The sequence below is a fragment of the Rhodococcoides kyotonense genome, from assembly GCF_001645385.1.
GTDB lineage: Bacteria > Actinomycetota > Actinomycetes > Mycobacteriales > Mycobacteriaceae > Rhodococcoides > Rhodococcoides kyotonensis_B.
The window spans coordinates 51,828-78,784 of sequence record NZ_LVHI01000002.1 but is presented as its reverse complement, the minus strand read 5'-3'; the positions used below and the strand labels follow the sequence as shown (position 1 = coordinate 78,784).

Here is a 26,957-nt window from a genome sequence, read left to right as displayed (position 1 = left end):
TCCCGTACGTCTCGAACGATGACGTCGACGGGAATCGAGCCGGGTGTGAAGGTACAGCGGTCGCCAACGTGCATTGCAGACCTGTACCCCGCCCCCGCACACTTCACACCTTCACCGTTCGGCCAGAGTTCCCTCGGGCACACACGGACGAGAACCCGACCTAACGGACGCCTGCGTCCGCCGAGCTGAATTCGTCGTACCGCAGAACGGCCGCGACGCCGTCTTCGGGCGTGAACCGTTCGTCCGTGCGCACGATCGACGCACCCACTCGAACAGCAGCCGCGACCACTGCCTCGTCGGCCGGAACGGTCTGTGCGTCGGAGGCGCCGTACTCGGACAAGGCGTCGACGTCGGCCGCGACCATCCCGTCCGCCGAGACCACAGTCCGTTGGCCGAGATCGCCCACGATGAGCGTGTCCACGTTGCCCGATCGCAGAGCGGAGGACACACCTTCGACGCCCTGCGCCGCTCGACCGGTGCCCTCGTACTGATGAAACCGCTGGACAGCTGCATCCACCGCCGCCAGGCGACGTCGTGCGAATTCCTCGTCGATCTTGTCCCGGGTCGCCTGCGTACCGGCGCCTGCGGAACGAGAGGCGCCGTCGATGGTCACCGCACGCTCCCGGACTCGGTCGGCCACGTGTTCGAGCAACTCTGCTCGTGCTCGAGCGTCGCCACCGACAAACACGGCTCCGACGTCGTACCTGTCGACCGCTGTGTCCAACTCGGCGGCGACAGCACGGAGATTCTTGCGAGCAGCCTCTTCCGCCCGTGGTTGTGGGTCGCCGTAGCCTGCCGTTTCTGCACTCGACGCCTTGTGCACCGGATAGCCGTCGCCGTCGACGGACGTCGTCCACGTTTCCCCGTCCTCCGAGTGCAGAGTCAGATCCGCGCCTTCGTGGTCGACGAGGGCAACCGCGTACGCGACGGATTCGACGCCGTGTTCGACGATGGGAACGAGATAGGGCAGGTCCGACACGCGTACTTCGGTTTTCACGGCGGGACGTACGAGATGCTCGTCCACGAGCACTCCGTTCCGACCGGCGATGACAACGCGGCCGCTGGGCCCGGACGGTGGGGTGGCGACGGTCATGGCGGTCTCGATCGCGCCGGTCAGGGAGGCGTCGGCGCCACGCTCTTCGAGTTCTTCGACCACCGCACGGGCGGTCAACTCGGCAACGGCAGACGCGTCCTCGGAGGTGTGCGTGTCGTCGTAGTACACGGTGGCGAACGGTCCCGGCTCGTCCACAAGCGCCCGAAATCGATGTGTCTGCATGGGTGTCACTCCTTCACGAACGTATGCAGTGCTCCCTCTCGGGTGCCCGACTCGCGCCCAGGCAAACCCTGGGTGTCAGGCCGGACGTCGTGAATGTTTCTCATCGATCTTTCGAATCAGATCGCGATTTCTCCCACCCCGATGCCGACGGGCGGTTAGGTTGCAAGTGTGGCTGAGCGCGGGGCAGAACCGAAGGTCTCACTGTTGCGCCGGACGGCGCTGCGCGCGGTCCGGCTGCTGTTCAATCCCCTACGGCCGGACGACTATCTATCCCTCATCAACCCGCTGTGGACGACGCGGGAGCTGCGTGGGCAGGTCGTGCGCATTGCTCCTGAGGGTTCCGACGCGGTGTCGGTGTACATCAGGCCCGGGTTCGAGTGGACCGGTCACATTCCCGGCCAATACGTTCGTCTCGGGGTACTGATCGACGGGCGCTACCACTGGCGTGCGTACTCGTTGACGTCCGATCCCGATCCCGTGGACGGCCTCGTCAGCGTCAGCCCGAAGCTGGTTCCCGACGGCACCGTGTCGCCGTACCTGGTGGGAACCATCAGGACCGGGGACATCGTTCGCCTCAGCGAAGTGGAAGGCGAGTTCACCCTCCCGGATCCGCTTCCGGACAAGATGGTCTTCATCAGTGCGGGCAGTGGAATCACGCCCATCATCAGCATGCTGCGCAGTTTGGATCATCAGGACCGGATCTCCGACGTCGTCGTCGTTCATTCGGTGCACAGTCGCGAACAGCTCATGTTCGCGGACACCCTCGAAGAATTGGACGCTCGACACGACGGACTGCGCCTCGAACTCCGCATCACCAGCGACGAGGGACGAATGAAGGCGTCGGAACTGGACCAGCTGGTTCCGGATTGGAGGGAGCGCGAAGCATTTTGCTCCGGACCGGGCGAACACCTGGAGGATCTGCGGTCCTACTGGAAAGAGCAAGGTGATCCCGACCGGTTCCATCACGAAAGCTTCCAGCCCGTCATCGGCGGTGACGCCGGCGACGGTGAAGGCGGAACGGTCCGGTTCCTCAACAGCGACAAGGAGGTCGAATGCGATGGCGGCACGACCATCCTCGCCGCGGGAGAGAACGCAGGCCTGGATTTGACCTTCGGCTGCAGGATCGGCATCTGTCACACGTGTGTAGGAACTTTGAAATCCGGACGGTTACGAGACCTGCGCAACGGGGAAGTCTCGGAGCCGACAGGACAAGCGGTTCGCATCTGTGTGAACACGGCAGAAGGCGATATCGCCATCGAACTCTGAACTTTGCACGACACCGAAGGGAACACTTGTGAGCATCGACCATGCCCCCCGAACCGAACCGGTCAATCCTCTCGCGCATCTGAGCGACGAGACCATCGCCGAACTGGCCAAGGAATTCGACGCGATCCACGACGAGGTGTATGCCAGCCTCGGCGCGAAGGACCGCAAGTACATCACGTCGGTCATCGCGGCGCAGAGGCAACTCGTCGCTGCCGGCCGTGTGCTGTTACTCGGATCGACGAGCAAACCTGCGTGGGTCGCGGGAACCGCATGCCTGGGCGTCGCGAAGATTCTCGAGAACATGGAGATCGGCCACAACGTCATGCACGGACAGTGGGACTGGATGAACGATCCGGAAATCCACTCGTCCGTGTGGGATTGGGACACCGCGTCCACTTCCGAGTCGTGGAAACACTCCCACAATTTCGTGCATCACACGTACACGAACATCCGAGGCAAGGACAAAGACCTCGGTTACGAAATCATGCGGATCGACCCCAACCAGAAATGGCATCCGGTCTATCTTTTTCAGCCGTTCTACAACGTGCTGCTGATGGCATTCTTCGAATGGGGTGTCGCTCTGCACGATTTGGACATCGAGGCCATTCGACGCGGTGAGAAACCGGCGAAAGACGTTCTCCACGACCTGAAAGGCATTGCGGGCAAGGCACGACGTCAATTCGTCAAGGACTACGTGGGCTGGCCGGTCATCAGCGCGGGAGCTTTCGCCCTCGCCCAGCTTGCCAGCGGCGGCCGACTGCGCGAGAGCAAGAAGTCGAGACTCGCTGCCCGACTGCGGAATTCGTCGACATCATCAGGCGTGTCGAAACTGGCATCGCTGTTGGACAAACGGTTCAGTGGCGTCGAGAGCACGTTCCTGTCCACACTTACGGCCGACTTCACCGCGAACATCATTCGGAACGTGTGGGCGCACGGCATCATCTTCTGCGGCCACTTCCCCGATCAGGCGTACACCTTCAGTCAGAAAGAGGTGGAGAACGAGACGCGTGGTGGCTGGTACGTGCGTCAACTCGTCGGCGCGGCCAACATCGACGGCGGTCCCCTGTTCCACTTGATGAGCGGAAACTTGAGCTATCAGGTCGAGCACCACCTCTACCCCGACATGCCGAGCACCCGTTACTCGGAAGTGGCGCCGAAGGTGAAGGACATCTGCGAGCGATACCAGTTGCCCTACAACACCGGACCGCTGATGCAGCAGTGGGGCATGGTGCATCGCACCATCGCGCGACTCGCGTTCCCCGGTGGGAAAGCCCGTCCGAAGCCGGGTCCGTACCGCCCCGAGGAAGCGTGGCGACGCAAGTTCAGTGAGGAGCCGGGCGAAAGCGAGGCCGCCCGGTCCCGCAGCCGCGTCCCGGCCGGCCATCCGGATGCAGGCCCCGAACATTCGTCCGGGGGCGTCGACGTCGAGCCGCCGCCGCGGGGCGACGACTGACGGCGACACAGGCGTTCACGTCATGCCACCAACGGGGCTCCGGTAGCGGCTCGGACCTGTTCCTCGGTGATTCCGGGTGCGGTTTCGACGAGCCGGAGTCCGCCCTCGGTGACGTCGAGGACGGCCATGTCGGTGATGATGCGCTGTACGCATCCCTTGCCGGTCAGCGGAAGTGAGCACTCTTCGAGGATTTTCGGCTCGCCCTTTCTGGAGACGTGTTCCATCATGACGATGACGCGGCGGGCGCCGTGGACGAGATCCATGGCCCCGCCCATGCCCTTGACCATGTGCCCGGGGATCATCCAGTTCGCGAGATCACCGGTCTGGCTTACTTGCATGGCACCGAGCACGGCGACGTCGACCTGACCGCCGCGGATCATGCCGAACGAGGCCGCCGAATCGAAGTAGGACGCACCCGGCAGGACGGTGATCGTCTCCTTGCCCGCGTTGATGACCTCGGGGTCGAGTTCGTCCTCGGTCGGGTACGGCCCCACACCGAGAACGCCGTTCTCCGAATGCAATACGACGGTGATGTCGGTCGGTAGATAGTTCGGCACGAGCGTCGGCATCCCGATGCCGAGGTTCACGTATTCACCGTCGTGCAATTCCTGCGCGACCCGGGCCGCCATCTGTTCACGGGTCAATTTGATGATCGTCTCGCTCATGCCCGCACCGTCCGCTGCTCGATTCCTACTGTCACCTTGCCGACGTGCACCACACGCTGCACATGGATGCCCGGGGTGTGAATATCGTCCGGGCCGATCTCACCGGGCTCGACGAGTTCCTCGACCTGCGCAATCGTGATGCGTCCCGACGCAGCTGCGGGCGGGTTGAAGTTCCGGGCGCTGGCATGAAACACCAGGTTGCCGTGCCGGTCACCTTTCCAGGCGTGGACGAGGGCGTAGTCGGCGACGATGCCGCGTTCCATCACGTAGGTGACGCCGTCGAATTCGCGGGTCTCTTTCGGAGGGCTCGCCACCGCGATGCCGCCGCTGCCGTCGTAGCGGAGCGGCAGACCGCCGTCGGCAACCTGTGTTCCGACGCCCGCCGGGGTGAAGAACGCCGGGATCCCCGCCCCGCCCGCCCGCAGTCGCTCGGCGAGTGTGCCCTGCGGCGTCAGCTCGACCTCGAGTTCACCAGCGAGATACTGGCGCGCGAACTCTTTGTTCGACCCGACGTAGGAGGAAATCGTGCGACGGATACGACGCTTCTCCAGCAGCACACCGAGCCCGAAACTATCTGTGCCGCAATTGTTGCTCACGATCTCCAGATCCGATGCGCCCTGATCGAGCACGGCACCGATCAACACCTCGGGAACCCCGACCAGCCCGAAACCACCCACGGCGATCGACGCTCCATCCGGCAGATCCGCCACCGCGTCGGCGGCGCTCGCTACGACTTTGTCCATCATGCGGTCGACCATACATCGCTTTGTACGTTCTGTGAACGTATCGCCACTATGCGAACATTTGCTACGGTGTTCGGGAACGAAGGAGAGTTCATGGCAGACGAGACGGCGCCGTCGTCGGACTACGTGCAATCGCTCGGCCGAGGGCTGGCGGTGATCAGGGCGTTCGACGGGGTGAACCCGCGTCGCACGTTGACCGACGTCGCCAAGACCACCGATCTGACCCGGGCGACTGCGCGACGCTTCCTCCTCACTCTGGTCGAACTCGGTTACGTGCGTACCGACGGAACCCTCTTCTGGCTCACCCCGAGAGTGCTCGAACTCGGCTACAGCTACCTGTCGTCGCTGACACTGCCCGACGTCGCCGGGCCCCACCTCGAAGCACTCTCCCAGCGGGTGCACGAATCGTCGTCGGTATCCATCCTCGACGGCGACGACGTCGTCTACGTCGCCCGCGTCCAGGTCTCACGCATCATGACCGTCGCGATCACCATCGGCACCCGCTTTCCCGCCTACGCCACCTCGATGGGCCGAGTCCTGTTGGCAGGACTCTCATCCGACGAACTCGACGCCTACCTGTCACGACTGGACCCGACGCCGCTGACCGGTAAGACCATCACCGACATCGCATCCCTTCGCGCCGAACTCGAATCCGTTCGCACCCAGGGCTATTGCCTGGTCGACCAAGAACTCGAAGCAGGTCTGCGCTCGATCGCCGCACCGATCCACGACACCGCCGGCACCGTCATCGCCGCAGCCAACGTGTCAACCCCCGCCGCCCGGCACTCCGCCGACGCCGCCCGCGAACACCTCCTCCCCGCCCTCCTGGCCGCCGCCCAAGCAATCGACACCGACCTACGCCGCCTGGACACGAACGCCACCGACAAGCAAGGACATCGACATGCCTGATGCCGTCATCTGTGAACCCCTCCGCACCCCCGTCGGGCGCTTCGGTGGGGTCTTGAAAGACGTTGCTCCGGAAGCTCTCGCTGCCGCCGTGATCACCGAACTCGCCTCGCGCACCGGCATATCCGGATCCGACATCGACGACGTCATCCTCGGCCAAGCATCACCGAACGGAGAAGCACCCGCACTCGGCCGCGTCGCCGCCCTCGACGCAGGCCTCGGCATCGACGTCCCCGGCCAACAGATCGACCGCCGCTGCGGATCCGGCCTCCAAGCCGTCTTACAGGCGTGCATGCAAGTACAGACCGGCGCCAGCGACCTCGTCCTCGCCGGCGGCGCAGAAAGCATGAGCCAGGCCGAGTTCTACACCACCGGAATGCGCTGGGGCGTCAAAGCCGACGCCGTCGCACTGTCGGACCGCCTCGCCCGCGCCCGCGTCACCGCAGGCGGCAGGAACTTCCCCGTCCCCGGTGGCATGATCGAAACCGCCGAAAGCCTACGGGCGGAATTCTCCATCAGCCGCGAAGACCAGGACGCCCTCGCCGCCGCCTCCCACCACAAAGCCGTCGCCGCCCAGAACAACGGTGTCTTCGCCGAAGAGATCGTGGGAGTCCGCGTCCCGCAGCGCAAGGGAGATTCCGTCGTCGTCGACACCGACGAACACCCCCGCGCCGACACCACCATCGAATCCCTCGGCAAGCTGCGCGCCATCCGTTCGAAGATCGACCCCGACTCCACCGTCACCGCCGGCAACGCCAGCGGCCAGAACGACGGCGCCGCCCTCGCCATCGTCACCACCCCCGAGAAAGCAACCCAACTCGGCCTGAGGCCCATCGCGAAACTCGTCTCCTGGGCCGTCGCGGGAGTGCCGCCGCGGACCATGGGCATCGGACCAGTCCCCGCCACCGAGAAAGCCCTCGGGCGGGCCGGACTCACGATGAACGACTTGGGCGTCATCGAACTCAACGAAGCGTTCGCCGCACAAACCCTCGCCGTCCTGCGCACCTGGAACATCGAACCCAACGACCCACGACTGAACCCCCACGGCTCCGGCATCTCCCTCGGCCACCCCGTCGGCGCCACCGGAGCACGCATCCTCGCCACCCTCCTACGCGAAATGCAGCGCCGCGACACCCGCTACGGCCTCGAAACCATGTGCATCGGCGGCGGACAAGGCCTCGCAGCAGTGTTCGAGCAGACGAGCTGAGTCCGGTTCGACCGTCGGTGACGCCAGTGCATGCAGCGGACTGTCATCGCGAGCAATCGAGGCATGACGAGATACGCCGACGTCGGCACGACGATTGCGGTGAGCAGCAGCGCTCGACACCACGTCGGCCACGTTGCAGTCGTCGGTACGACCGACGCCATCAGGGTCATCCCCACCGCAACCAACGGGAAGATCGACATCCAGGTGATCAGAACCCTGAGATGGGTCGACGGAGTCGGGGGCCCGGACGGCATCGGTCGTCGACGCCGCCGTTCACTCGAGGCGCCGTGGCGATCGAGTGCGACATGATCCAACACGGTCGACGCCACCGCCAGCGTTTCCATCGAGCGCACCCTTCCATTTCCAACCGAACAGTTGGAGATGGACTCTACCCGTCGAGAATCTCCATCTCCAACCAGATGGTTGGAGTTGGGTAGAGTCGACGCATGGCGTGGGACACCGAACGTACGAAGGCGCTCCTCCTCGAAGCGGGTGTCGACGAGTTCAGTGAGTTCGGGTTCGCGGGCGCCCGGGTCGAACGCATCGCGACCAAAGCCGGGGTCAACAAAGAACGCATCTACCAATACTTCGGCAACAAGGGTTCGTTCTTCTCGACAGTTCTCGCGCAGCAAGTGGCTCTTTTCTCGACAGCAGTTCCACTGATCGGGCACGGCCCGTCTGCGATCGCCGACTACGCAGGCAGACGGTTCGACTTCGCGATCGAGCATCCCCGACTCACCAGACTGCTGTTCTGGGAGGGACTCGAAATACGCAGCGCGGCAATCGAAGATCCGCGTCGCGAACACGCACGCAGGTTGATCGGCAGCGCCACGAGAGCCCTGCCGACACTGTCGGCAGCCGACGCTTCCGAACTGATACTGACCGTCATCACCCTGGTAGACGGATGGGTGGCTCTGCAAACCACCGATCGCCAGTTCGCGGACACCGAAGTGACGGCCGATGACCGAAACGACCGCAGACGCGACTTCATCGTCATGACGGTCTCCGCGGCGACCACCGCAGCCGTGGAACGCGGTCGAGGAGATGATTCGCGCAGAGCGAGATGAACGGAACGGACCGCGTCGTGGATCCGAACCCGTTGTCGCCCTTGCGGTTTACGCCGTTTTCGAGCGGGTAGGCACAGAACGCGCGCCTCCGCCGTGCGTGTAGCAGCACGTTCCACCTTACCCGCGAGCAGACTTGGAGAAGACCCACCGTGAACGACGCATCACAGCTCACCGTGCTGGTCACCGGGGCGACCGGCAACCTCGGCACCAGCGTCGTCGACGCCCTGACCCGTAATCCCCGCGTCGGCAGAATCATCGGACTGGCGCGACGGGCGCCGACGTCGCAGCCGGACAGGACGACGTTCGTCGAGGCCGACATTGCGAAAGACGATCTGCTGCCGTTCTTCTCGAACGTCGATGTGGTCGTTCATCTGGCGTGGCAATTTCAGCCCACCCGCGATCCTGCGCACACCTGGAGCGCAAATGTATTGGGCGCACTTGCAGTGTTCGACGCGGCCGCACGCGCGCACGTGCCGTCGCTGATCTACTCGTCGTCGGTCGGCGCTTACGCACCCGGACCCAAAGATACTGCAGTGAAGGAAGATTGGCCCACGCACGGGTGGCCGGGCGCCGCCTACACGCGCGAGAAGTCGTACCTCGAACGCGCACTCGACGCGTTCGAACTCGAACATCCCTCGATGCGCATCGTCCGCATTCGTCCCGCGTTCGTGTTCAAACCCGAAGCCTCGACCGAACAACGTCGTTTGTTCGCGGGTCCGTTCCTGCCGCCGCAGTTGGTCCGACCCGAGCTGATCCCGTTCGTCCCGAAACTACCGGGCCTCGTGTTCCAGGCAGTGCATTCCGCCGACGTCGGTGACGCATTTTCGCGCGCTGCCACCAACCACGCGCACGGAGCCTTCAACATCGCCGCTGAACCACCCGTGACTGCCGCGGTGCTGGCGGACGTACTCGGCGCCCGGGTCGTACCGGTTCCGGTCATGCCGGTTCGCGCATTGGTACTTCTTCTGTGGAAGCTCCGAATCGTGCCCACCAGCCCCGACCTGCTCGACGCGGTTCTGCGGTTGCCACTGATGGACACTTCACGCGCCCGCACCGAACTCGGGTGGCAACCGCGTCACACCTCGGCGGAAGCGTTGTCGGAGTTCGTTCGAGGTGTCCACGAAGTGCGAGACGCGCCTACTCCCCCGCTGTCCGAATGAACGCTGGTCGATATTCAGTCGACAGTGCCCGGACCTGGAATTCGATGCATCAGCACGGTGGCCGCGTCGAGAACGAATTCTCTGTCGAGCGTGAACAGATACTTGTAACGGGGACTTCCGTCGTGCGCGCGCCCGTCGTGCACGGCGATCAACGCGCCGTTGAACAACGGATCGACGACGATCATCGACCGTTCGAGCGCCAGTGGTTCGTCGGAGCCGATGCCGACGGCACGGTAGCGGTGACCCGCAGGCGCGGGGCGAGAATCGAACACCGCGGTCAACGCCGTTCGTGACGCCAGGTCATCGAGCCGCGAGCGGTACGCGTCGGACATTTCGGTCGAGGTCGACGCGGTGACCAGCACGATCCCCGTGGATCCCGCCGATTCGGCACGGCGCAGAAGCTCGTACTCGCAGTACTCGACGAGTTCTTCACCGCCGTGCCGGAGGCGAGAGTGTTGCCGAGCGAGACCGCCCGGCGTCACCGCAACCGGCGCTCGCACCGTCACCGCTGGTTGCGTCGTCCATCGATCGACGACGCGGGCATGGGCGTCGAACACGGGCAGTGCGTCGGGCGGACCGTACAACCAGCCTTGGCCCCACACCGCACCGATGTCGTGTGCCCACCGCTCGTGGGCCTCGGACTCGATTCCCTCGGCCAGAACGACGGCGCCTGTGCGGTCTGCTTCCGCGCCGACCGCGGTGAGGATCGCGGCGGTCTCCCGAGTCGAGCGACCATGAGTCAATCGCATGTCGAGCTTGATGACGTCGGGTCGCACCAGCGCCAGCAGCGCCAAACTGGATGCGTCCGCGCCGACGTCGTCGACAGCCACACGCCAGCCGTTGTCACGAGCCTGTGCCACGGCGCCCAGAAGCCCGGCGACGTCCGACATCAATTGGCGTTCCGTTATCTCCACGATCACCGACAACGATCGGGCCTCGGCGAGCACTCGGCGCGACTCCGGCGGTGGCGGCGCGCCGAGCGCAGCGGGCTCGGTATTCACGAACAGCTGAAGATGACGGGGAAAGCGGGCCGCAAGAGCCCCCTGTACTGCGGTGAGCCGGCAGTGCCAGTCGAACTCGACCATGCAATTTCGGTCCTCGGCGTCTGTGAACAACTGCTCGGGGGACGTGGAGGGACTGTTCGCCGACGGACGCACCAGCGCTTCGAACCCGACCACCGTGCGGGTGTCGAGCGCGACCACTGGCTGATAGACCGGACGAATGTCCGGCAACGGGGCGCCACCGGTCGAACGGTCGTCCTGCGGGCTCTGCACTGTGCGTCTCTCCTGACATCGTCCCAGCGTCCCTCGACCGGAATCCATTGTGCCTTCACTTCTGCATTCTTCACCTCGGGCACACAGAAGACCGGATACGAGGCGGACAAGATATACAGTCGGTCGAGACCGATGAACCGACCGAACTGGGGCACGATCACATGGCAGGCCGAGGACATAACCTGTCGAACCCGCACCACGCGTTGTTCGCCGACAGGTACGTGGTTCGAGAGGTCATCGGCAGGGGCGGAGCAGCAGATGTCGTCCGAGCCGAGGATGTACGACTGGGCCGGACGGTTGCACTCAAGATTTTTCGTCGCGACCGGGGCGACCTGCCGGATCGCCGACGCATCGAAGCCGAGATGCAGACACTCGCTGCCCTGTCTCATCCCGGCCTGGTGACTCTGTTCGACGGCGGGACCGCTCTGGACGATCAGGGCTTCGAGACGCCTTACCTCGTCATGGAGTTCGTCGACGGTCCCACCCTGAATCAGCTACGGGCCGGAGCATGTCTGCCTCTTCCCGATGTCGCCGGCCTCGGCCGCGACGTGGCCACTGCGCTCGCTTACATCCACTCCGCAGGCGTGGTTCATCGCGACGTGAAGCCGGCGAACATTCTCGTCACACCGCCGACCGTGCACGCCCACCGATCGTTCAAGCTCACCGATTTCGGCATTGCACGCGTCGTCGATGCGGCCAGATTGACCGAACACGGCACTGCCGTGGGAACCGCACACTATCTGAGTCCCGAACAAGCTCTCGGAAGTACGACGGGCCCACCCACCGACGTGTATTCACTCGGTCTCGTCTTGATCGAATGTATCGGTGGCCGCGTGGTTTTCGAGGGTAGCGCCATCGCCGCGGCCGTCGCACGTCTGCATCGTGATCCCGAGGTGCCTGCCGGGCTGCCCCCGGAGTGGGCGAGGCTGTTGTCCGAGATGACTGCTCGCCGACCCGAGGATCGTCCCACGGCAGACGAGGTAGCCGAACGACTTGCCACGGTGGACACACTGGATCGCCCATCGGTTCCGACAGGCGACCTGGGCACCTGGGTCTACCCTGCGATCACCGAAGTCCCTGTGCACGAGTTGAATCAGATGGAACCTCCGCCTCGACGACGAGTCGGTCGGATGACCGCGGGCGTCGCAACGGCGGTCGCCGGACTGGTCGCCGTCGCGGTGGCGTGGAGTTCCCAGACTTCACCACAACCCCCGACAAGCGACCCCCGAGCCGAAACGTCGAGTCCAGTCCCGTCGACACCGATCACCTCGACACCCGAAGCAGCAGAACCCATCTCGTCGCCGACCACCGATTCCGTCATCGTCGAACCGGTGGCACCGGAGACGTACCTGCCCGAGACAGCCGCGATTCCGGCTCCTCGACTGCCTGCGGACACTCCGCCGGCAGAGTCGGGCAACAACGGCAATAGCAACGGGAACAACGGCAACGGCAGCGGGAACAACGGCAACGGCAACAACAAAAGTGGCGGCAACAACGGCAACGGAAACGCTAACGGGAACGGGAACGGGAACGGGAACGGCAGAGGCAACTGACGGTTCGCCCGCGCCTAGCGCCGGGTCGTCCTGGTCGAGGGATGCTCACCGCGTGTCAGCGGCGGGATATGTTCGATAACACCGGCCACGGCGGCGAGTCCGCGACTACCGATGTGGCTGGGCCGCGCGACAATGGGTGACGCGTGGTCGGACAGGCGGTCGAGGCGGTCGCGAGCACGGTCGACCACGGTCAACGGTGCAGCAGCCACCACGTTGCCTGGTGGCCGACGTGCAACAACAGGGTGAGGCCTGGTGGGTGCGGCCCGTCGAACGATCGACCACATCATGCCTGTGCGGTGCAACTGCCGATCCGTCATCGCAGCCCGCAACATCGGCAGCAATTGGTCCTCTTCGTCGCGCACGTCCTGCCTCAGAAGCTGGAATATTCTCTGCAGCAGGGGCTCACGATCCGGATCCTGCGGTGGCATGGCCTCGAGATCCGAGAACAACTCGTTTATCTGCTGGTGTTCCTGCTCGATGTCGAGCGTCAACTTCTCGCCCTCGGGCACATGTTTGCGAATGATCGGCCACAAGACTGCCTCTTCGGCAAACGCGTGCGGAAAGACGAGCCGGCACAGCGCGCGCAGAAGATCGTTCTGCTCGACGCCTTCCGCGGCCTCGATTCCCCGAAGAAGACGATCGAGTTCGACATGGTCGTCCCGCTGACGGACCAGAACGCTTCCCGGCCCACCCAACTCGTCGACCGAAAGATCGGAAATGGATTTCGGCATGCTTACCCCACAGAACTGATTGTCCGGCGGCGCGGTCCGGACACAGCCCCCGAACCGCGCCTCGCCAGATGGATTGTGTCGACGCCCGTTACGTCTCGTCGGGGTCGAGGGCGTCCTTGATCTTGCCCATCATCCCCTTCTCGGTGCCGAGGGCCGCCGACGCTGGATCGCCCTTGGCGCCGTCGTAGGTCGCGTACAGTTTCGGATCCGGTGCGGGGGCGGATGCCTTGTTGCCCAACGGTTGCGGGTCCGCGAGGAAGCCCATCTGGCGGGCGCCGTCGGGCGCGAGACGATTCGCCCACCCGCCGGAGGACGAGAATTCCCCGTCGGACAGATGCCACAGGTCGGTGGCATGCTCGGTGGCTTCTTCGTCCAGCAGAGCGTTGGGCGCGACGACGCCTTCGAGTCCGTCGGCTTGCAACTCTTCGATCGCAGCGAGCCACAAATTTTGATGGTGGGTGTCGCGGGCGAGGTTGAACTTCAACATCGCTTTCACTCCCGGGTCGTCGGTCATGTTGTACAGCCGCGCGGTCTGCAACCGTCCCTGAGCTTCCGCGGCGACGTTCGCACGGAAGTCGGCCAACAGGTTTCCGGACGCAACGATGTAGCGGCCGTTCCACGGGACACCGTTCGAATCCTGAGGCATCGCACCTCCCCCGGCGACGATGGCCTGCTGCGGATCCATCCCGCCCATCACCGCCGCGACCACCGGATCAGCCGCCGCCGCTTTGGTCGACTCCGTCGCAGGCGCGCCTTCGAGAAGGCGTGCGACCATCGTCGCCAGCATCTCCACGTGCCCGATCTCCTCGGTGGCGATGTCCATGATCAGGTCCTTGTACTTACCTTCCATGCGACAGTTCCAGCCCTGGAACAGGTACTGCATGGTCACGGTCATCTCGCCGTACGCGCCGCCGATCAACTCCTGGAGCTTGCGGGCGTACACGGGGTCCGCCTTCTCGGGCTTGACGTCGAACTGCAGGTAATCGGTATGGCGAAACATGTAAACTCCATTCTGGCAGTGGAAGACAACCGTTCGCCCTTCGGATACCGGAAGACCGAATCGGTCAAACCTCCTCTGCTGCACAAGTTTTGGCGAAATCCCCGCTGACACTCGCCTACTTTTGCGATCCCGGACAACGTATCTCCAGACGGCAGCGACAACAGGTTCGCGAGAACCGCCGCTGCCCGTTCGATCGTCTCTTCGTATGGGTAGGAGAAGCGATGACCTGCAACAGCGCGTCCATTCCTCCGACCGCTGACGCGTCGACCGAGATCGGTGGTCACGACCTCGCCGACATCGCCGACGCGGTGCCCTCGGCATCCGCCGTATACGGGGACGCGGTGGTAACGGGCGTCAGCGACGATTCGCGCACGGTCGAACCAGGCGACCTCTACCTCGCGTTTCCCGGACGCCATGCGCACGGCCTCGACTTCGAACTCGAAGCGCTCGCCCGCGGAGCAGTCGCGATCCTGTCGGACCGTCCCGCGGTGTCACTGCCTTCGGTCGTCGTGACCAACCCCCGCAGCTGTGCGGGTCCGGCCAGCGCACTCGTCCACCGTCACCCCTCGAAGGGTTTGAGGGTATACGGAACGACGGGTACCAACGGAAAGACAAGTACGACCTACCTGCTCGGGGCCGCACTGTCCGCCGCGGGCGAGACCGTCGGCACCATCACCGGCATCTCCATCGCAGGACCGAGAACCACCCGACCGGCTGCCCGGACCACCCCGGAAGCCGCCGTACTGCAGCAATCCCTCGCGGCGATGCGTGACGAAGGCGCCACGTCGGTTGCTCTCGAAGTGTCCTCGCACGGGCTGGACCAGGGCCGAGTCGACGCGACGCACTTCGCCGCCGTCGGGTTCACGAATCTCACCCGCGACCACCTCGACTACCACCGATCGATGGACGAGTACTTCGCCGTCAAGTCACGCCTGTTCGAATCACACCGAACCGAGGTGGCGGCGATCGGAATCGACGGGGACTACGGTCGTCGGCTCGCGTCGTCGGTCGGTGTGCCGTGTTGGACGTGGTCGGCGTCGGATCCCGGGGCAGACATCCACGCAGATCGAATCCGCTCGGGCCCCACGGGCACATCCTTCACCGCACACACACCCGACGGCCCCCTGGACGTCCGCCTCCGGCTGCTGGGTCCTCATCAGGTCGACAACGCGTTGACCGCGCTCGCCATGCTCGCCGCGACGGGAGTCGAGCTCGACGCGGCTGTCGCCGGATTCGAGCAGTTGACCCATGTACCCGGCCGTTTGGAACGCGTCGACGACGGCCGGAGCGGCGTCGTGGCGCTCGTCGACTACATGCACAACACCGACGGCCAGCACCGGCTGCTCCCCTATCTACGGTCGCTGAGTACCGGGAAATTGATCGTGGTCATCGGCGCGACCGGCGACCGTGACATCGGGAAGCGCTTCCCGCTCGGAGCCACTGCAGCCGAGTACGCCGACATCGTCATCGTCACCGACGAGAGCCCCTTCTCCGAAGACGCCGACACCATCCGAGATGCGGTCGTCGATGGCGCTGTTGCAGCCGGTTCGGCGACGGTACTCGTCGAACCGGACCGGCGCGATGCCTTCGAACTCGCGGTCGAGCACGCACGGCACGGTGACGTGCTCGTGGTCGCCGGACGGGGATGCGACGACCACGTGGTCCACGGCAACAGGTCTGCGCCATTCGACGACAGGGTGGAACTACGTGCAGTCCTGGAGAACAGTGCGTCGACAAGCTGACCGCGAACACGCGCGGTCCAGGCCGACAATGCTCGGCGCTGCTGTCCCGCAACACCATTGAGGTACCGATCGATCCGAAAAAATTTCTCCACCCTCTTGGCACTCTCCGATCGAGAGTGCTAAATTCTTCCTCAGCACAGTGAAACGGCAGCCCGCTACAGGGGCGGGCGCATCGTCTGCATCAGGAGGTGATTGCTGTGCTTCGATTCGATCCGTTCCGTGAGTTGGATTCCATCGCCGCCGGCATGTTCGGCTCGTCGAGTGGTTCGGACCGTGTCCCTCGCTTCATGCCCATGGACCTGTACAAGGTCGACGACCACTACGTGCTCTCCGCCGACCTCCCCGGCGTCGACCCAGGCTCGATCGACGTCGACGTGGACCGGGGCACCCTCACCCTCACCGCCCATCGGACTGCGCCGAGCGATGGTGGCGTGCAGTGGATTTCATCCGAGCGGTTCGCCGGAACCTACCGCCGTCAGATCGCACTGGGCGACGGTATCGATACCGAACGCATCACGGCCTCGTACGACAACGGCGTGTTGTCGGTGACGATTCCGCTTGCAGAAAGAGCGAAGCCTCGGAAGATCGACATTTCGCGATCGGGTGCCGAGCAACGTTCGATCGAACCGCACGCGACCTGAAACGCTGTCAGACAACATGTTTCACGGTCGAATCGGAAAGGAGTGTCGCGCATGGACGACGAAGTGATCTGGCGGGAGGAATCGGATCGCGATTCCTGGTGGCGGCAGGTCCTCGGGCTCGGCGGCGAGGTACGTGAATGCCCCGAAACCGACGCACTCGAACAGGCTTTGGCTGTCCCGTTCGAGGAGGATCCGTTTCCGCCCACCCCGCGCGATTCCGTGATGGTGTAACTGCCGGAGGACCGTCTGTCGTGGGCTCGACACACGCGTGCCGAGCCCACGCTCCCTCCGCTCCAGGAGCGTTCCGGGGTGCGCTTCACCTCGCCGCGGGTGGCGACGCAGACTCCGATCCCAGCCGGACGAGGTCCGCGGCGAGCGTAGCGACAGGGATGTTCTCGTTCTGTGAGAGCTGGCGGATCAATTCGAACGCCTGGACCGCGTCGATACCGTAACGCTCCATCAGCATGCCCTTTGCTTGGCCGATCACATCTCGGGACGCCAAGCCAGAGGCGAATTGTTCCGTCTTGTTCGCCGTGTACAGCGCTACGGCAGCGTGAGTCGCGAGGACCGCGCCGAGTTCCTCGTCGGCGTCGTCGAACGCGTTCGCAGTCAAGGCGAACAGGTTCAAGGCGCCGATCGTGTCTTCTTTCGTGTACAACCGAAACGACATGCTGCCGAGAACACCGGCTTCCACGGCTTTCGGAGCAAACTCGGGCCACCGCGGATCGGTGCGGAAGTCGTCGCATCGGACGAAGAATTCGCTACGGGCTGCATCGACGCACGGTCCTTCGTCGAGCTGCTCTTGAAGGGCGTCCAGCCGAACGGGCAGCTCGCTCGTTGCGGCGTGCGATCGATACTTTCTCGGACCCTCCGCAACGAGAATGTCAGCGCAGTCGACCGCGTCGATCAGCTCCGTCGCGCTCTCGGTCACCCCGCGGAGGGTGTCCTCCAGACTTCTGGGAGCGAAGAAGGACCTCGTCATGTCGGCAATTTGTCGACTGAGGTCGCTACGTCGCGAGTCGGCGGTCAATTTTCCCGACCTCCGATCGGCACGTCCTCGGGCGACAGGGCACGATGCTGGTCGGCCGCCATGGCGCCGAGGGTGAGCTGACAGAGGCAACGAACATCCATTCGGGTGCGTTACCCGGGCGCCCTGGGCTTTACACTCGTCGCACGAAATCGTTCTCGATTAACGGTGCAGTTGCTCATCCGATGTGGTGCTATTACTCCTGCGGTCGGGTCGATCGCAGTGGTCAGGTTGATTCCCGACGAGGGGGCGGGAATCAACCTCCACGTGGAGCGGTTCGACGCGTTACTTCCCGGTCCACACCGGTTGCCTCTTCTCGCCGAACGCCGTTGCACCCTCGTGCGCGTCGGCGCTCGAGAAGACCACGTTCATGGCTTCCTGATTGCGCGCCCACAGGCCGTCGCCCCACGTGTCACCGTTGGCACTCTCGTGGACGAGTTGTTTGCTCGTCACCACCGACAGCGGTGCGTTGACCGCGATCGATTCCGCGAGTTCGAGTGCCACGTCGAGCGACGCGCCTTGCGGCGCAACCCTGTTGATCAAGCCGAGCTCGTACGCTCGCGCTGCCGTGATCGGCTCACCGGTCAGCGCGATCTCCAAAGCGATCTTGCGCGGAATCTGTTGACTCATGCGCAGAACGCCGCCTGCACCGGCGAAGAGGCCGCGTTTGACTTCCGGCAAACCCAGAGCTGCGGTCTCGTCCACGACGGCCAGATCACATGCGAGCAACAGCTCCGTTCCACCACCGAGGGCGAAACCGTTGACCGCCGCGATGGTCGGCTTGTCGACCCACTGGCGAACGAAGCCCGCAAAGCCCCACTCCGGATGCCCGTCGGCGTCGAGAGATCTGCCCGCTGCGATCTCCTTCAGATCTGCGCCTGCGCAGAAGGCACGACCGGAACCGGTGAGAACGATCGCTCGCACGTCGGGATCGACGTTGGCTGCGTGCACCGCATTTCCCACCGCCGTGGACAATGTCGAATCGACCGCATTCAGCGCCCTCGGGCGGTTGAGCGACACCACTGCGACGTTCCCGCGTCGCTCGACCAGCGCCGCCGGTTCGTCGATCGTCGTCGAACTCATCGAAATCTCTCTCTCGGTGTTGTCTATCTACCTGCGAATCGGTCGATCCGCTCACGTGCACTTCCGCAGGCGCCGACGTCGGCAATCGTGCGGGCCTCGTCATCGAGACGGTCGGACAGCGAACCGTTCGACGCCACCCGCATGAGCCTCCGCGTCTGCCCCACGGCAGGGAAGGCACTCGCACAGACCTTGCGTGCCAACTCCTCCACACGAGAGGAAATCTCGGCGTCGTCGACCAGGTCGGTGACCAGTCCGTTGTCGAGCGCTTCCTGACCACCGATGACCTCTGCAGCCAACAACATCCGCGCCGCCGCGCGCGGACCTACGACTCTGGGCAATAGCGTCGACACGCCACAATCCGGCGACAATCCGACCGCCGAATAGGCTGCGGCGAATTTGCTGGACCGTCCTGCCACGACGAAATCCGCGCCAAGCACGAATCCCAAGCCCGCGCCTGCCGCCGAGCCCTGAACTCCAGCGATGACCACGACGGGGAGCGTGTCGAGAATCTTCAACGCATCGTGGACCGTACCGGCCAGATCGGTGAGGAACGCGGGAATCTCGGCGGCAGAGGCCATTTCGCGCACATCACCACCGGCACAGAAGTTCTTGCCCTCGCCGGTCAGCACGAGCACGCGGACGCCGGGATCGGCTGCCACTGCCTCGATCGCAGCCTTGAAGCCGGCGGCCAGATCGGTGTTCAACGCGTTCGACGACGCGCCACGAGTAAGCACGATGCGAGCGATCCCCTGCTCGATCGAGAATCGCACGCTCGCGTTTTCGATACCGTTCATCGGGGGGCCATGCGGATCGCACCGTCGAGGCGAATGACCTCGCCGTTCAGCATCGGATTCTCGACGATGTGGCGTACCAGAGCTCCGAATTCGTCGGGGTCACCGAGCCGCGAGGGGTGAGGCACCTGGGCGCCGAGCGATGCGCGCGCGTCGTCGGGCAACGTCTTGAGCAACGGGGTGTCGAAGATCCCTGGTGCGATGGTCGCGACGCGAATCTGGTGGCGAGCCAGCTCGCGAGCGATCGGCAGAGCCATGGACACGATTGCGCCCTTGGACGCGGCGTACGCGGGCTGACCGATCTGGCCGTCGAACGCAGCAACCGATGCCGTGTTCACGATGACGCCGCGTTCTCCATCCACGCTCTCGGTCGACGCGATGCGCTCGGCAGCGAGTCGAATCACGTTGAACGTACCGAACAGATTGATGCGGACGATGCGCTCGAAGTCCTCCATCGGAAGGGGTCCGTTCTTTCCGAGCACCTTCCCCGGAGGACCGACGCCTGCGCAGTTGACCACGACGCGAAGCGGGCCCTGCTCGGACAGCACGTCCAGCGCCTGCGAGACGTCGTCGGAGGACGTGACGTCACCGGGCAGGAAGGTCACCGATCCTGCATGCTGCTCGGCGACGGACTTACCCGGTGAGCCCGGCAGATCCAGGATGCCGACGTGCGCGCCTGCCCGCACGAGCGCTTCGGTGGTCGCCAGGCCGAGACCGGATGCCCCACCGGTCACCAGAGCGGTGATATCAGTCGTCTTCATCTCGAATTCCTTGTCTGTCCGAGCGACACCTCATGTGCCGCTGGTGAAAGTGATGTGTCGCGGGCGGTGCCCGCTGTCGTCACGGCCGGCAGTGCGAACCGAAGCCTCAGCGCGGGTCGACGAAGATGTCGTAGTCGAGCGGTTCCTGCCCTCCGTACACCGCGAGATCGGTGATGCCGGCTTCGGCCAACACATCGACATCGATCAGCGTCTCACCCGTTCGGTGACGCGGGGTGTGCGACAGCAGCAGGGCGGCCGCGTCGGCCATCACCTGTGGGTCACGTGCGTGCGACGTCCCCTCCTCGCCGCCGAGGAGGTTCTTCACCGCAGCAGTTGCGATGGTGGTCTCCGGCCACAGGCAGTTGCTGGCGATACCGTCGTCCGCGAATTCTGCGGCAAAGCCTTTGGCCAGCAACGTCATTCCGTACTTGCCGAGCATATAGCCCGGGTGCTTTCCCAGCCACTCGTCGGACATGTTCAGCGGCGGTGACAGCGTCAACACGCTCGCCGATTCCGACTTCTTCAGGAATGGCAGGCACGCCTGCGTGAGAGCGAACGTTCCGCGCACGTTGACCTGTTGAATGAGATCGAAACGCTTGAGCGGTAGGTCCTCGGTCCCGGCCAGATTGAGGACGCTTGCATTGTTGATGCAGATGTCCACGCCCCCGAAGGTGTCCGCTGCGGTCGACGCCGCGCGCTGGACGTCGTCGTCGTTTCGCACGTCGCCGACGACTCCGACAGCCTTGCCACCGGCAGCTTCGATCTGCTCGACCGCCGTGTGAATGGTTCCGGGCAAGCGAGGGTCGGGATTGTCGGTCTTCGCGAGCAGCACCAAATTCGCACCGCCCCTGGCCAATTCGGTGGCGATCGCCAAACCGATGCCGCGGCTTCCGCCCGACATCACCGCTGTCATACCGTCGAATCGTAGGTCGCTCATGTCAGTCCTTCTCGTCAGAGTCGCTCGATGATGGTGGCGTTGGCCATGCCGCCGCCTTCGCACATGGTCTGCAAGCCGTATCGACCACCGGTGGCTTCCAGATACGTCAGCATCGAGGCCAGAAGCCTGCCGCCCGACGCACCGAGCGGGTGCCCCAGCGCGATGGCGCCACCGGCCGGGTTGAGGCGTTCGGGGTCGGTGTCGAAGTGGCTCTGCCACAACAACGGAACCGGAGCGAACGCTTCGTTGACCTCGTACGCGTCGATCTGATCCAGCGTCATTCCCGTACGCGCGAGGATCTTCTCGGTGGCGGGGATCGGCCCCGTCAGCATCAGGAGTGGGTCACTTCCCGCCACGCTGAAGCTGTGGAAACGGGCGCGCGGTGTCAACCCGAGCGCAGCAGCCTTCTCCTCGCTCATGATCAAGGCGGCCGACGCGCCGTCCGTGAGGGGCGACGAGTTTCCTGCGGTGATGGACCACTCGATCTCCGGGAATCGCTGCGACATGGCCTCGCTCTGGAACACAGGACGCAGGCCGCCCAGCGACTCTGCCGTGGTCGAGGGCCGCACTGTCTCGTCCGTGCTGACGAGGACTTCGTTACCGGACCCGTCGACCGTACGGACGGGAACGATCTGATCGACTTGCTGCCGCCCTGCCGCCTCGGATGCACGACGATGCGAACGGGCTGCGTATTCGTCCAACTCCTCGCGGCCGAACTTCCACCTCGCCGCGATCAGCTCGGCTCCGATGCCCTGGGACACCAGGCCTTCCGGGAAGCGCTTGGCCAAGGGTCCGACGTTGGGGTCCTTGTCTCCCACGTTCGAGAACATGGGTGCGCGACTCATGGACTCGACTCCGCAGGCGATGACGATGTCGTACGTGCCGGCTGCAACACCGTGGGCGGCGAAAGCAGCGGCCTGCTGGCTGGAACCGCACTGACGATCGATCGTCGTCGCAGGAACCGACTCCGGGAAGCCTGCCGCCAGAACGGCGGTGCGCGCGATGTTGACTGCCTGTTCGCCGGATTGCGTCACGCATCCGGCGATGACGTCGTCCACCAACGCCGGATCGAGGTCGTGTTTGCGGACCAGCTCGGCCAGGAGGTCCGCAAGCAGGGTTGCCGGGTGAACCCCTGACAGAGAGCCGCCCGGCTTACCCTTCCCGGACGGCGTTCGGATGACGTCGACGATCACTGCGGTAGTCATGAAGTTCGAATTCCTTTCGTAGGTGGTCGAGAAGATTCAGATTCCGAGAAGCTCGGACACATAGTTGCGCGCTCGTGTCGGGTCGAACGACCGCGCGATCTGCATTTTCTCGGCCTCCGTCGAACCTTCGGCGTGGGTGGCGAGGACGGTCTGATATCCACCCCAGCTTCCCGTGCAGAGGTCGCCGATCAAGTTGATCAAGCGCAGACGCTGTTCCGCGGGAACGGCTGCGGCGAAATACTTTTCGAGAACCTTGCGGGTATCGGGATCCGCCCAGTCGCCTCCGCCAGGACCGGTGGCCACCAGACCGCCCGCCAAGTCCAGCACGGTCGTCGTCGCGGCAGTGAAACCGTGCGCGAAGTGATACTTGGCCATGTTCACGGCGAGAGGATCCGGCAGTTGAACTCCGTTGTCGCCCTGGGTCGAACGCAGCGCCGCGAGCTGACCGAACCCGCGGACGGTTTCGGTGTACGAGATCAGCTCTGTCAGCTTGCTCTTGACGTGGCCGGCCTTGATGATGCCGTTCGCTTCGGCCACCATGGTCGCGGCGCCGACGAGGAGGTCGAGGAGCGGCAGCTTGTAGTTGATCGCCGTGTATCGGTGATAGTCGACGAATGCAATGGCCAACGGCCCGGCGAGCTCGGGCTGACGTGCGAGAAACACCCTGTTCTTGGGGACGCGGACGTTGTCGAACACGGTCAGACTCTCGAGCAGCTTGTGCTTCGACGACAGCGGATGCGAGAACTCGTCACGGTCGCCGTGCAGATACGGCGAGACGTACAGGGTGAGGCCTGGAGTATCGACCGGCACTGCGAAGCTGAGTGCGTAGTCGGCGTCCGATGCACCCATCGCGCGGGTCGGGAGAACGAGGATTTCGTCGGCGTTCGCGGAGAACGACGTGTGCACCTTGGCACCGCGAACCGTGATGGACTCCTCGTCCTCGTCCACGATGTGCAGGTAGAGATCCGGGTCGGCCTGCTGATGGGGCGCGAGCGAGCGATCGCCTTTGACGTCGGTCTGCGCGACGGCAATCGCGACGTCGTTGGCGCAGCAATGGTCGTAGAACGCCTTGGCGTTCTCGAGACCCTCGCCCGTCAGCGCGCGAAGGAGCCCGAACAGCGCGTCGCTGCCCACCTCTTTGAGAACGATCGTTCCAGTCCCGAGTCTGCAGACACTCTCGATGAGCTCACCGCGGCGCGCGATGTCGTCCGCGGTGCGCGGAACGCGATAGAACGCTGTGTAGGGACCGTCGCCGTCGTCCGCTACGGCAAGGTCGGGTTCGAGCTCGGCGATGTCGTATGCGAGTGCGGAATGCGAGATCGCCGTGTCGAACTCGGCGAACTCGGTGACGTCGTCGACGCGTCGGCCCTGGTAGACGACTCGTCGACCGTCCTTCAAACCATCCCGGTACTGACGCGCTGTACGAATGCCCATCTCGTGGAACCTCTCGAGTTGTCGGGGTCCGGCTCACCGGCGTCGGCGACACGGGCGACCGTTCAATTGTTCGGTTGCTGTTTAGATTGGCAGAGCGTAGCGGCTCATGTCAACGCCAACCGGTCACGCGCTGTCGACTGGAAAAACCCTATTCACGCGGCCATGCAGCACAATTCGTTGCGTCGGAAATCGTTCTTCCCTAGACGGTCACTTCGCGTTAGGCTGGTGATCTATCGCACGATAACTGTTCAGCGAAAGGCAATCTATGTACCCCGGGGCCCACTCGAAAACCCACCCGAACAAGCCAGCGGTCATCATGGCCGATTCGGGTGAGACAGTGACCTTCGGTGAACTGGAGTCGCAGTCCATTCGGATCGCCCGATATCTCCGCGACGCGGGCCTTCGCGAGGGCGATCACATCGCGCTCATCAGCGACAACAACCCCCGCGTCTTTGCGATCTATTGGGCCGCAATGCGATCGGGGCTGTACTTCACTGCCATCAACCGCCATCTGACGGCCGGCGAGATGGCCTACATCGTGAACGATTGCGGGGCGCGCGCTGTCGTTGCCGCCGCGACTCTTCACGACGTTGCCGAACTCGTTGCAACCCAGACGCCCGCCGTCGAACTTCGGCTTGCGTTCGGTGGCTCGATTCGAGGTTTCGCAGATCTGGACGAGGAGACCGTCGGCCTCTCCGACGAACCCCTCGAGTCTCAGCCCCGCGGCGCGGACATGCTGTATTCGTCCGGGACTACCGGCCAGCCGAAGGGCATCGAACCCTCGCTCCCGAACCGGCAGATCGACGAGCCCGGTGACACGATGGTGGGGCTGGCGTCCGGCGTATGGAAAATGAACTCCGACACCGTCTACCTGTCGCCGGCGCCTCTGTACCACGCCGCACCCCTCCGGACGGCAGCAGCTGTGCAGGCTCTGGGCGGAACGGTCGTCGTGATGGGAAAGTTCGACGCCGAACGCGCCCTGGCCTACATCGAACAGTTTCGCGTGACGCACAGTCAATGGGTACCGACGATGTTCGTCCGCATGCTCAAGCTGCCCGACGAGAACCGTCAGGCGTACGATCTGTCGTCGCTCACCACTGCCATTCACGCCGCAGCGCCGTGTCCGGTCGACGTCAAGCGCGCCATGATCGATTGGTGGGGTCCGATTCTGCAGGAGTACTACTCCTCCACCGAACTTGCCGGAATGACGAGCATCGACTCCGACGAGTGGCTGAAGAAGCCCGGTTCGGTAGGCAAGGACGGTCTACTGGGTACGGTTCGCATCTGTGGCCCCGACGGAGAAGTGTTGGGGCCGAATCAGATCGGCGACGTCTACTTCGAGCGCGACGAGATGCCGTTCGCGTACCACAACGACCCCGAGAAGACGAAGAAGGCGCAGCACCCGCAGCACGACAACTGGTCGACGACCGGCGATGTCGGATATCTCGACGAGGACCGCTACCTGTTCCTCACCGACCGTGCGACCTTCATGATCATCTCCGGCGGCGTCAACATCTACCCTCAGGAGATCGAAAACGCGCTCGCGGTACATCCGCTCGTTCTGGATGTCGCGGTGATCGGCGTCCCCGATCCCGAGATGGGCGAACAGGTGATTGCGGTCGTACAACTCGTTCCAGGGGTCGAACCGTCCGACGAGCGTGCCGAAGAAATTCTCGCGTACGCACGAGAATCGTTGGCGCGCTTCAAGGTTCCGCGCCGTATCGTGTTCGACGCGGACCTCCCTCGCACGCCGACCGGCAAGCTCGTCAAAGGCCGTCTCAAGGGAAAGTACGACTACCTCGCGGCCACATAGAGCTGACGTGAGCCGGAGAAACGAAATGTCACCTTCGTACGGACGTACCGCGGCACTCGACGGTTGTATCGACACGCATCGGGCCGATTCGCAGTACGAACTCGTGTCGACCGTTCTACGTCTGGCAACCCTCGCCAGGACGCAGTTCGGCGACGCGCTGAAGCCTGCTGGCATGAGTTGGGCGCGCTACGAAGTTCTTGCCCTACTGTGCCGTAACGGTCCGAGCTCCTACCGTGAAATCGGCGCGGAACTCGCCCGACACCGCACCAGTATCAAAAGCACGGTGGCTGCGCTCGAAGAATCGGGTCACGTGACACGATCCTCGGATTGGAAGTGGCCGCAGCGGCTGCTCGTGGAAGCGACGGAATCGGGCCGTCGAGCAGTTACGCGAGCCGAAAAAGCGTTGCACCGCAACGCGATACCACAGGAAGCGGCTGACGAGTACCCCACAGCACTCGAAGCGCTGAGGCGGCTCGAACGCACATGGACGCAACCTCGCCTGCTGCAGTGAAACGCACAGACGAGACGAGTATGCCCGGGCGTGGAGAACCGACGTCCGGGCATGCTCCGATCGCGTGGTTCAAACCGAGTCGGTGATCATCCGAAAAATCGACTGCAAATACTTCGCTGCAATATCGTGGGGGTCATCCGGTCCGTCGTCGCGATACCACTGAGGTGTTCCCTGCAGCATCGCAAAGATACTCCGTGCGATGAAATGGGTATCGTCGATCTGGAACACGCCTTCCGCCCGGCCCGTCTCGAGCAGCTCGATCATGTTGTCCGTGACGGTATTTCGACGGGCGACGTAGTGAGAACGCGCTTCGGGACCGAGAAAGCGTGATTCCGGATGAATTCGCGCGATGTCCCGTCTGCACGTCTCGTGCAAACTGACGGCGGTGACGAAGTGCCGCAGTCGCTCGGTCGTCGACTCACCTGCTTCGCTGAGCGCTCCAGCAATGTGGGCGGCCAGGTCGTCCATTCCGACGTTCAGCAGCGCCGCGAGAATTCCCTCTTTGTTGCCATAGTGGTAGTAGAGAGACGGCATCGTTATCTCGGCCCGTGCAGCGATGTCACGAATCGTGGTGCCGTGATATCCCTTCGCCTGGAACAAGGACAACGCCGCCGCGAGAATGGGCGTGAGCGGAAGGGGCCGATACACACGCCAATCGTCGTCTGCGCGGTGCGCGGTGCCGATCGTCATCATGTCGTACCCTTCGTTCAC

At 64.0% G+C, this 26,957-nt stretch carries 27 protein-coding genes; 13 read left to right on the top strand and 14 right to left on the bottom strand.

The genetic code is table 11. The features are described 5' to 3' along the window. Positions 1 to 160: 160 nt before the first annotated feature. Positions 161 to 1,276 (bottom strand): Rv2629 family ribosome hibernation factor, encoded by a 1,116-nt coding sequence (locus A3K89_RS02045; protein WP_068421099.1) that lies wholly within the window; start codon positions 1,274 to 1,276, stop codon positions 161 to 163. 168 nt (positions 1,277 to 1,444) lie between these two features. Between A3K89_RS02045 and A3K89_RS02040 the strand changes: the two genes are divergently transcribed. Together A3K89_RS02040 and A3K89_RS02035 are read left to right on the top strand one after the other, a co-directional pair. After that, positions 1,445 to 2,542: a ferredoxin reductase gene (locus tag A3K89_RS02040; protein WP_068421095.1), complete on the top strand. Its 1,098-nt coding sequence runs from the start codon at positions 1,445 to 1,447 to the stop codon at positions 2,540 to 2,542. A 34-nt stretch (positions 2,543 to 2,576) separates the two neighbouring features. Then, complete coding sequence (locus tag A3K89_RS02035) at positions 2,577 to 3,995, top strand: fatty acid desaturase family protein (protein WP_157105205.1); 1,419 nt, start codon at positions 2,577 to 2,579, stop codon at positions 3,993 to 3,995. A gap of 20 nt (positions 3,996 to 4,015) precedes the next feature. Here the strand turns inward: A3K89_RS02035 and A3K89_RS02030 are convergent, their stop codons facing one another. Both A3K89_RS02030 and A3K89_RS02025 read right to left on the bottom strand, forming a co-directional pair. Continuing rightward, positions 4,016 to 4,660, bottom strand: coding sequence for a CoA transferase subunit B (locus A3K89_RS02030; protein ID WP_068421093.1), 645 nt, complete (start codon positions 4,658 to 4,660; stop codon positions 4,016 to 4,018). Beyond that, a complete protein-coding gene (locus A3K89_RS02025) occupies positions 4,657 to 5,403 on the bottom strand; it encodes a CoA transferase subunit A (RefSeq protein ID WP_068421255.1) in 747 nt (248 codons plus the stop codon). Before A3K89_RS02025 ends, A3K89_RS02030 begins: the two co-directional genes overlap by 4 nt. 93 nt (positions 5,404 to 5,496) lie before the next feature. Here A3K89_RS02025 and A3K89_RS02020 point away from each other — a divergent pair, with 93 nt between their 5' ends. The 5 genes from A3K89_RS02020 (at position 5,497) to A3K89_RS02000 (ending at position 9,743) form a co-directional block, all read left to right on the top strand. Beyond that, entirely contained in the window at positions 5,497 to 6,312 is an 816-nt protein-coding gene (locus A3K89_RS02020) for an IclR family transcriptional regulator domain-containing protein (protein ID WP_068421253.1), read from the top strand. Continuing rightward, positions 6,305 to 7,516, top strand: a complete 1,212-nt coding sequence (locus tag A3K89_RS02015) for an acetyl-CoA C-acetyltransferase (protein ID WP_068421092.1) — start codon at positions 6,305 to 6,307, stop codon at positions 7,514 to 7,516. Before A3K89_RS02020 ends, A3K89_RS02015 begins: the two co-directional genes overlap by 8 nt. Positions 7,517 to 7,579: 63 nt before the next feature. Continuing rightward, entirely contained in the window at positions 7,580 to 7,825 is a 246-nt protein-coding gene (locus tag A3K89_RS25655; RefSeq protein ID WP_157105202.1) for a hypothetical protein, read from the top strand. A gap of 137 nt (positions 7,826 to 7,962) precedes the next feature. After that, complete coding sequence (locus tag A3K89_RS02005; protein WP_068421088.1) at positions 7,963 to 8,583, top strand: TetR/AcrR family transcriptional regulator; 621 nt, start codon at positions 7,963 to 7,965, stop codon at positions 8,581 to 8,583. 149 nt (positions 8,584 to 8,732) lie between these two features. Continuing rightward, entirely contained in the window at positions 8,733 to 9,743 is a 1,011-nt protein-coding gene (locus tag A3K89_RS02000; RefSeq protein WP_068421085.1) for an NAD-dependent epimerase/dehydratase family protein, read from the top strand. A 14-nt stretch (positions 9,744 to 9,757) separates the two neighbouring features. Here the strand turns inward: A3K89_RS02000 and A3K89_RS01995 are convergent, their stop codons facing one another. Beyond that, the gene (locus A3K89_RS01995; protein WP_254303377.1) at positions 9,758 to 11,017 is read right to left on the bottom strand and encodes an EAL domain-containing protein; all 1,260 of its coding nucleotides are present in this window, start codon (positions 11,015 to 11,017) and stop codon (positions 9,758 to 9,760) included. A gap of 161 nt (positions 11,018 to 11,178) precedes the next feature. Between A3K89_RS01995 and A3K89_RS01990 the strand changes: the two genes are divergently transcribed. Next, complete coding sequence (locus A3K89_RS01990; RefSeq protein ID WP_068421083.1) at positions 11,179 to 12,570, top strand: serine/threonine-protein kinase; 1,392 nt, start codon at positions 11,179 to 11,181, stop codon at positions 12,568 to 12,570. 14 nt (positions 12,571 to 12,584) lie between these two features. On the opposite strand, the gene A3K89_RS01985 is transcribed toward A3K89_RS01990, so the two are convergent. Together A3K89_RS01985 and A3K89_RS01980 are read right to left on the bottom strand one after the other, a co-directional pair. Next, positions 12,585 to 13,301 carry a hemerythrin domain-containing protein gene (locus tag A3K89_RS01985; protein ID WP_068421081.1) on the bottom strand — a complete coding sequence of 239 codons (717 nt, stop codon included), beginning with the start codon at positions 13,299 to 13,301 and terminating at the stop codon, positions 12,585 to 12,587. An 88-nt stretch (positions 13,302 to 13,389) separates the two neighbouring features. Continuing rightward, on the bottom strand, positions 13,390 to 14,301 hold the full coding sequence (locus A3K89_RS01980) for a manganese catalase family protein (protein WP_068421079.1): 912 nt from the start codon (positions 14,299 to 14,301) through the stop codon (positions 13,390 to 13,392). Between the two features lie 221 nt (positions 14,302 to 14,522). Here A3K89_RS01980 and A3K89_RS01975 point away from each other — a divergent pair, with 221 nt between their 5' ends. The 3 genes from A3K89_RS01975 to A3K89_RS01965 all read left to right on the top strand — a co-directional run bounded on the left by A3K89_RS01975 (position 14,523) and on the right by A3K89_RS01965 (position 16,915). Continuing rightward, the gene (locus A3K89_RS01975) at positions 14,523 to 16,043 is read left to right on the top strand and encodes a Mur ligase family protein (RefSeq protein ID WP_084423524.1); all 1,521 of its coding nucleotides are present in this window, start codon (positions 14,523 to 14,525) and stop codon (positions 16,041 to 16,043) included. Positions 16,044 to 16,240: 197 nt separating this feature from the next. Then, the gene (locus tag A3K89_RS01970) at positions 16,241 to 16,684 is read left to right on the top strand and encodes an Hsp20/alpha crystallin family protein (RefSeq protein ID WP_068421075.1); all 444 of its coding nucleotides are present in this window, start codon (positions 16,241 to 16,243) and stop codon (positions 16,682 to 16,684) included. Positions 16,685 to 16,735: 51 nt separating this feature from the next. Then, positions 16,736 to 16,915: a hypothetical protein gene (locus A3K89_RS01965; protein WP_068421073.1), complete on the top strand. Its 180-nt coding sequence runs from the start codon at positions 16,736 to 16,738 to the stop codon at positions 16,913 to 16,915. 85 nt (positions 16,916 to 17,000) lie between these two features. Here A3K89_RS01965 and A3K89_RS01960 read toward each other — a convergent pair whose 3' ends face one another. The 7 genes from A3K89_RS01960 to A3K89_RS01930 form a co-directional block, all read right to left on the bottom strand. Further along, on the bottom strand, positions 17,001 to 17,666 hold the full coding sequence (locus tag A3K89_RS01960; protein ID WP_068421069.1) for a GAF and ANTAR domain-containing protein: 666 nt from the start codon (positions 17,664 to 17,666) through the stop codon (positions 17,001 to 17,003). A gap of 330 nt (positions 17,667 to 17,996) precedes the next feature. Further along, a complete protein-coding gene (locus A3K89_RS01955) occupies positions 17,997 to 18,794 on the bottom strand; it encodes a crotonase/enoyl-CoA hydratase family protein (protein ID WP_068421067.1) in 798 nt (265 codons plus the stop codon). A gap of 23 nt (positions 18,795 to 18,817) precedes the next feature. Continuing rightward, complete coding sequence (locus tag A3K89_RS01950; protein ID WP_068421065.1) at positions 18,818 to 19,588, bottom strand: enoyl-CoA hydratase/isomerase family protein; 771 nt, start codon at positions 19,586 to 19,588, stop codon at positions 18,818 to 18,820. Next, positions 19,585 to 20,346 carry a 3-hydroxyacyl-CoA dehydrogenase gene (locus A3K89_RS01945; protein WP_068421063.1) on the bottom strand — a complete coding sequence of 254 codons (762 nt, stop codon included), beginning with the start codon at positions 20,344 to 20,346 and terminating at the stop codon, positions 19,585 to 19,587. The genes A3K89_RS01950 and A3K89_RS01945 overlap by 4 nt, the downstream gene beginning before the upstream one ends. Positions 20,347 to 20,452: 106 nt before the next feature. Continuing rightward, a complete protein-coding gene (locus tag A3K89_RS01940; RefSeq protein WP_068421061.1) occupies positions 20,453 to 21,283 on the bottom strand; it encodes an SDR family oxidoreductase in 831 nt (276 codons plus the stop codon). Positions 21,284 to 21,297: 14 nt separating this feature from the next. Beyond that, a complete protein-coding gene (locus A3K89_RS01935; RefSeq protein ID WP_068421057.1) occupies positions 21,298 to 22,488 on the bottom strand; it encodes a thiolase family protein in 1,191 nt (396 codons plus the stop codon). 36 nt (positions 22,489 to 22,524) lie between these two features. Then, on the bottom strand, positions 22,525 to 23,922 hold the full coding sequence (locus tag A3K89_RS01930; RefSeq protein WP_068421055.1) for a 4-hydroxyphenylacetate 3-hydroxylase N-terminal domain-containing protein: 1,398 nt from the start codon (positions 23,920 to 23,922) through the stop codon (positions 22,525 to 22,527). Between the two features lie 265 nt (positions 23,923 to 24,187). Between A3K89_RS01930 and A3K89_RS01925 the strand changes: the two genes are divergently transcribed. Both A3K89_RS01925 and A3K89_RS01920 read left to right on the top strand, forming a co-directional pair. Further along, positions 24,188 to 25,735, top strand: a complete 1,548-nt coding sequence (locus A3K89_RS01925) for an acyl-CoA synthetase (RefSeq protein ID WP_068421053.1) — start codon at positions 24,188 to 24,190, stop codon at positions 25,733 to 25,735. A gap of 25 nt (positions 25,736 to 25,760) precedes the next feature. Then, entirely contained in the window at positions 25,761 to 26,246 is a 486-nt protein-coding gene (locus A3K89_RS01920) for a MarR family winged helix-turn-helix transcriptional regulator (RefSeq protein ID WP_068421052.1), read from the top strand. A 69-nt stretch (positions 26,247 to 26,315) separates the two neighbouring features. On the opposite strand, the gene A3K89_RS01915 is transcribed toward A3K89_RS01920, so the two are convergent. Further along, on the bottom strand, positions 26,316 to 26,957 hold the full coding sequence (locus tag A3K89_RS01915; protein ID WP_084423523.1) for a TetR/AcrR family transcriptional regulator: 642 nt from the start codon (positions 26,955 to 26,957) through the stop codon (positions 26,316 to 26,318).